General features: G+C 41.0%; 5 protein-coding genes. All 5 read left to right on the forward strand.

Features of this window, described 5'->3' with window-relative positions:
• Positions 1-1,225 (forward strand): protein translocase subunit SecD (gene secD / locus AB685_RS29920; protein ID WP_128755946.1); only part of this gene is annotated, 1,225 nt, incomplete at its 5' end.
• A complete protein-coding gene (gene secF, locus AB685_RS29925; protein WP_053073956.1) occupies positions 1,215-2,159 on the forward strand; it encodes a protein translocase subunit SecF in 945 nt (314 codons plus the stop codon). The genes secD and secF, both read left to right, overlap by 11 nt.
• Positions 2,160-2,272: 113 nt before the next feature.
• Positions 2,273-3,175, forward strand: coding sequence for a cation diffusion facilitator family transporter (locus AB685_RS25390; protein ID WP_047973376.1), 903 nt, complete (start codon positions 2,273-2,275; stop codon positions 3,173-3,175).
• Between the two features lie 13 nt (positions 3,176-3,188).
• Positions 3,189-3,527, forward strand: coding sequence for a lipopolysaccharide assembly protein LapA domain-containing protein (locus AB685_RS25395; protein WP_047973374.1), 339 nt, complete (start codon positions 3,189-3,191; stop codon positions 3,525-3,527).
• 78 nt (positions 3,528-3,605) lie between these two features.
• A partial coding sequence (recJ, locus tag AB685_RS25400) for a single-stranded-DNA-specific exonuclease RecJ (protein ID WP_047973375.1) occupies positions 3,606-5,754 on the forward strand: 2,149 nt, incomplete at its 3' end.

The following is a 5,754-nucleotide window of genomic DNA, read 5'->3' on the forward strand; positions in this document are numbered from 1 at the left end:
GATTACGAAGGAAATCAAGCTAGGACTCGACCTTCAAGGCGGATTTGAGATTTTGTATCAAGTTAATCCCGCTAATGAAGGAGATGTAATTGATCAAACAGCACTAAGTGCAACGGTTAGTGCGCTCAATCAACGTGTAAATGTGCTCGGTGTATCAGAGCCGAATATTCAAATTGAGGGCGACGACCGCATCCGTGTGCAATTAGCTGGTGTGGAAGACCAACAAACAGCACGTGATCTACTTTCTACAGAAGCGAACCTAACATTTCGTGATGTAAATGATGAAGTGTTATTAGATGGAAGTGATTTGCAGCAAAATGGGGCAAATTCTTCTTTTAAAGACCAAACGAATGAACCGATCGTGACACTCACTCTCCGTGATGCACAGCTTTTTGGTGAAATTACAAGAGAGATTTCAAGCAGACCGCCTGGTGAGAATTTACTAGTCATTTGGCTTGATTTTGAAGAGGGTGTTGATTCATATGAAGCTGAAATGATGAGTGACGACCCTAAATTTTTATCTGCGGCATCCGTACGTGAACCGATTAATTCACGTGATGTAATGATTGAGGGTAACTTCGCTCTTGAAGAGACTCGTTTTATTGCAGAAGTATTAAATGCAGGGTCATTACCTGTACAACTAGAAGAAATGTACTCGAATTCAGTCGGGGCTTCTTTGGGTGAACAGGCAATGGAGAAAACGATTTATGCTGGATTTATCGGGATTGCGTTAATCTTTATCTATATGCTTTTCTATTACAGATTCATGGGTGTGATTGCTGTGGTTACACTCAGCATGTACATCTATTTAGTACTTCTTATTTTTAACTTAATGAATGCGATCCTCACATTACCTGGTATTGCAGCTCTAATCTTAGGGGTAGGTATGGCAGTGGATGCAAACATTATTACGTACGAACGAATCAAAGAAGAGATTCGCTCTGGGAAATCTATTATGTCTGCTTTTAAAGCAGGTAGCAGACGCTCTTTATCTACGATTTTAGATGCAAATATTACAACAATCCTAGCAGCCGGTGTGTTATTTGCCTACGGGACAAGTTCGGTACAGGGATTTGCTGTGATGTTGATCGTTAGTATTTTAACAAGCTTCTTAACGGCAGTTTATGGTTCACGTTTATTACTCGGTTTATGGGTGAATAGCCGTGCGCTTAATAAAAAGCCACGCTTGTTCGGTGTGAAAGAAGGTGAAATCGATGAGCTTTAATTTTCAAAACCGCGAGATCGATTTTGTTCAACATCGCAAAAAGTTTTTCATGTTCTCGCTTTCTGCAATGCTCATTGGTGTCGTTCTTTTACTTACAATGGGATTGAATTTAGGGATTGATTTTGAGAGTGGCTCTCAAGTTGAAATCTTATCAGAAGAACCATTAACGGCAGAAATAGTTGAAGAAGAATTTGCTCAAATTGGTGCCGGGTATACACCTGATGACATTACCTTAGGTGGAGATCGCAACGAATTGGCTACAGCACGATTTATTGGTGTTCTAGACGCTGGCGAAATTGCGGAAATTCAATCGCATTTCGCTGAGCGATTTGGAGCTGATCCAAATATCGGAACAGTATCACCAACAGTTGGTCAAGAACTAGCGCGAAATGCTTTGATTTCTGTACTGATCGCCTCTGTCGGGATTATCATTTATGTAACGATTCGTTTTGAATTCTTATATGGGGTTGCTGCGATTGTGGCACTCTTACATGATGCCTTTTTCATTATTGCAGTGTTCAGTTTGCTTCAAATTCAAGTAAACGTACCATTTATTGCAGCGGTTCTAACGATTGTCGGGTATTCGATTAACGATACAATCGTAACGTTTGACCGCATTAGGGAGAACATGAAGCTGGCTAAGAAAGTGAAAGGCTTTGATGACCTAGCTGCAATCGTCAATAAAAGTTTAGTTCAAACACTTGCTCGTTCCATTAACACCGTTTTAACGGTTGTCTTTGCAGCTGCTGCCCTATTCATTTTTGGGGGAGAAGCGATTCGCTCATTCGCTCTTGCTTTGTTAATTGGCCTCGTAGCTGGAACGTATTCGTCGATGTTCCTAGCTTCTCAACTGTGGTTAATTTGGAAAGCGCGTCAKCTTAAAAAGCAAAAGTTTAAAAGCAAGCAACAACCAGAAGAAGAACCAACCGTTTAGTATGATAGGAAAAAAAGATCATGGTGCATACCATGATCTTTTTTTGGAACAATAACGTGGAGCAGTGGCAGGTTTTGGTATATTATGTAGAGAGTAGAGAGTGGGGTGAGCATATGGAAGAAGCAGATATTCGCTACCGAAAAGTACGCTTTGCTGCCTGGGTTGGGATTATCGGCAATATTATCTTAGCTATCATCAAAGCCATTATTGGTTTTATGGCAAATAGCCGAGCATTAATTGCAGATGCTGCTCACTCAGCATCAGACGTCGTCGGATCAGTAGTTGTGTTGATAGGAGTACGCGCTGCAAAACTCCCACCAGATGAAGATCATCCTTATGGTCATGGAAAAGCAGAATCGGTTGCTGCGATCATTGTTGCGGTACTGTTGTTTCTTGTTAGTTTTGAAATCGCACTTACTGCGTTCAAGTCCTTTTTTGAGCCAGTTGTTGTTCCGAAAATGATTGCGATCTATGCTGTAGTCTTTTCGATTGTGACAAAGGAATTAATGTTTCGATATAAGTATCAATTGGGTAAAAAATATAAGAGTGAAGCATTAATGACGGATGCGTGGCATCACCGCTCAGATGTGTTCTCCTCAATGGCTGCGCTTGTAGGGATTGGGGCTGCGATTTTAGGTGGAATGTTGAATATTTCTTGGCTTTTGTATGGGGATGCACTAGCCAGTGCCTTTGTCGCCATTTTGATTGGTAAGATGGCATGGAGCCTTGGGAAGCAATCGATTCACAATGCGCTTGATCATGTTCTTCACCCAGAAGATACGGTAGAGATGAAGCAAGCTGCAGCAGAAGTAGAAGGTGTGTTAAATATTGATGAATTCTTTGCTCGTGAACACGGTCACTACGTCATTGTTGATATTAAGATTGGCGTAGCCCCGCACATTACGGTAGAAGAAGGTCATGCAATCGGAAAGAATGTGAAAATAAGGCTCATGAAAGAGAAGAATGTTCAAGATGTACTCGTGCATATTAATCCATATAGAGAAAAAACTAATTGAGGAGGTTTATGGGATGAGGGGACAATGGAATATTATTTTAGGATTGTTAGTGGCGATTATTATTGCCATCTTTGCCGTCATTAATGTAGACGCGGTTCGTGTAAATTATTTATTTGGTGTGGCGGAGTGGCCGTTGATTCTGGTTATTCTTGGTTCGGTCTTTATGGGGGCCATCGTTGCTGGTGCCCTAGGGATGGTAAAAATATACCGTCTCCAAGCAGAACTTAAGAAGCTAAAAACATTAAAAGGCCATCAAGAAGCTGCTGCAACATCAAAGCATGATGTCGATACAGTTGATGGTGATGAGAACACCGTCATCAACGATACTACATTAGATCAAGATCCCAAATAAAGACAGCGATCATTATAAACTCAGACATTGTCACCCCTTGGCTGCTCCTGTATAATAGGATGGTCAAGGGGTGAACTTATGTTAAAACCTAAGGCAAGATGGAAAATACAAGAGCAAGATGATAACAAAGTAGAGAGTCTTGTCAAAGAGCTAGGTGTAGATGTACTTGTTGCGCAATTATTAATTAATCGTGGCATTGATACACCAGAAGCYGCAAAAACGTTTTTAAACAGTGAAGAAATGACTTATCACGATCCGTATTTACTCTCGGGTATGAAAGAGGCCATTACACGTATAAATGAAGCTATTACCAATCAAGAAAAGATCCTGATTTTTGGAGATTATGATGCTGATGGAGTGAGTAGTACCTCGGTCATGATCTACACGTTAAAAGAGCTAGGGGCTATTTTTGATTATTATATTCCTAATCGGTTCACAGAAGGCTATGGTCCTAATGAGCCGGCTTTGCGCCGTGCAAAAGAAGAAGGCTATACGCTTGTTGTAACAGTAGATACAGGAATCTCTGCTGTTCATGAGGCCAATGTGGCAAGAGAAATCGGACTTGATTTTATCGTAACCGATCACCACGAAGCACCACCGACACTGCCTGATGCGTATGCGATTGTAAACCCGAAAAAGCCTGGATGTACGTATCCATTTAAAGGGCTAGCTGGGGTAGGGGTTGCTTTTAAAGTAGCTCAAGCTTTACTTGGAAGAATACCAAAAGAGTTGCTCGATATTGTGGTGATTGGAACCATTGCTGACTTAGTTCCATTAGTGGATGAGAATCGATTAATGGCAAAAGAGGGCTTAAGAGCTCTGCAATCCACATCAAAGCCAGGCTTGCGTGCGTTAATGAAAGTATGTGGCGTTGGTCAAGATGCCTTAAATGGAGACCATGTCGGCTTTGGTATTGGCCCGCGTATTAATGCAGCCGGACGACTAGAGTCAGCTGATCCAGCAGTTGAATTGATGATTACAAATGACTCTAGCGAAGCTGAACATTTAGCAGCTGAAATTGATGCTCTTAATAAACAACGTCAAAGTATTGTAAATGCTATTACAGAAGAAGCAGTAGAAATCGTTGAAACGACTTATCCACCTTCTGAGAATGACGTTTTGATTATTGCTAAGCCAGGCTGGAATGCAGGAGTTATTGGGATCGTAGCATCACGACTTGTAGAACGCTTTTATCGTCCGACTATTGTGCTTAGCATAGATGAAGAAAAAGGGTTAGCTAAAGGTTCGGCAAGAAGCATCGAAGGCTTTGATATGTTCTCAGAGTTATCAAAGAGCAGAGATATCCTCCCTCACTTCGGTGGGCATCCTATGGCGGCAGGGCTTACGATGAAAGAAGCTGACTTAGATCTGTTACGCGAACGATTAAATAAGCAGGCAAAAGAAGTGTTAACGGAAGAAGATTTCAAGCCTCTCACAAAAATAGATCTAGCAACAAGTGTCGATCACATATCCTTATCGGTCATAAAGCAACTTGAAGCACTGGCACCATTTGGGGTGAGTAACCCAACACCTAAAGTCATGATTGAAAATGTTCATATTGATCAGATGCGTCGAATTGGTAGTGAGGCGAATCACTTAAAAGTAAGTTTCGCACAAAATGGCGCTAGTCTTGATGGCATTGGCTTTCATTTAGGGCACCTGCATGATGAAATTAGCCAAACAGCTAAACTATCTGCAATTGGGACGTTATCTATTAATGAGTGGAATGGACATGTGAAACCACAAATGATGCTAGAGGATCTCGCGGTTAATGAATGGCAACTATTTGATTGGCGCAGTATTCAACAAAAGCGATTAGACGATCGATTGTTGGAGATACCAGTAGAGAGACGAATCATTATTTCTTTTCAAGAAGAATCGGCGAATCAACTTGGCTTGCATTGTAAAGATATTAGAAAGGCTGAAGAAGTCTTTCATGCTACGGGCTTGTTTGAAGATAAATATGTGATTTTACTAGATGTTCCGAATACAAGGGATGAGTTAAACCGTTTATTTACGGGCCAAGGAACACCTAGTCGGGTTTATACGATTTTTCATCAGCAAGAGGACTCCTTTTTCACAACAAATCCTAACCGTGATCAATTTAAATGGTTTTATGCGTTTTTGCTGAAACGTAAAACATTTGATTTGAAAAAGCATGGTTTAGATTTAGCGAAACATAAAGGTTGGTCAAAACACACAATTGATTTCATGTCACAGGTGTTTT

Source organism: Bacillus sp. LL01 (assembly GCF_001037965.1).

Excerpts from the sequence above, each read along its gene's own strand:
- AB685_RS25390 (WP_047973376.1), top strand. The coding sequence starts at position 2,273 with ATGGAAGAAGCAGATATTCGCTACCGAAAAGTACGCTTTGCTGCCTGG.
- AB685_RS25395 (WP_047973374.1), top strand. The coding sequence starts at position 3,189 with ATGAGGGGACAATGGAATATTATTTTAGGATTGTTAGTGGCGATTATT.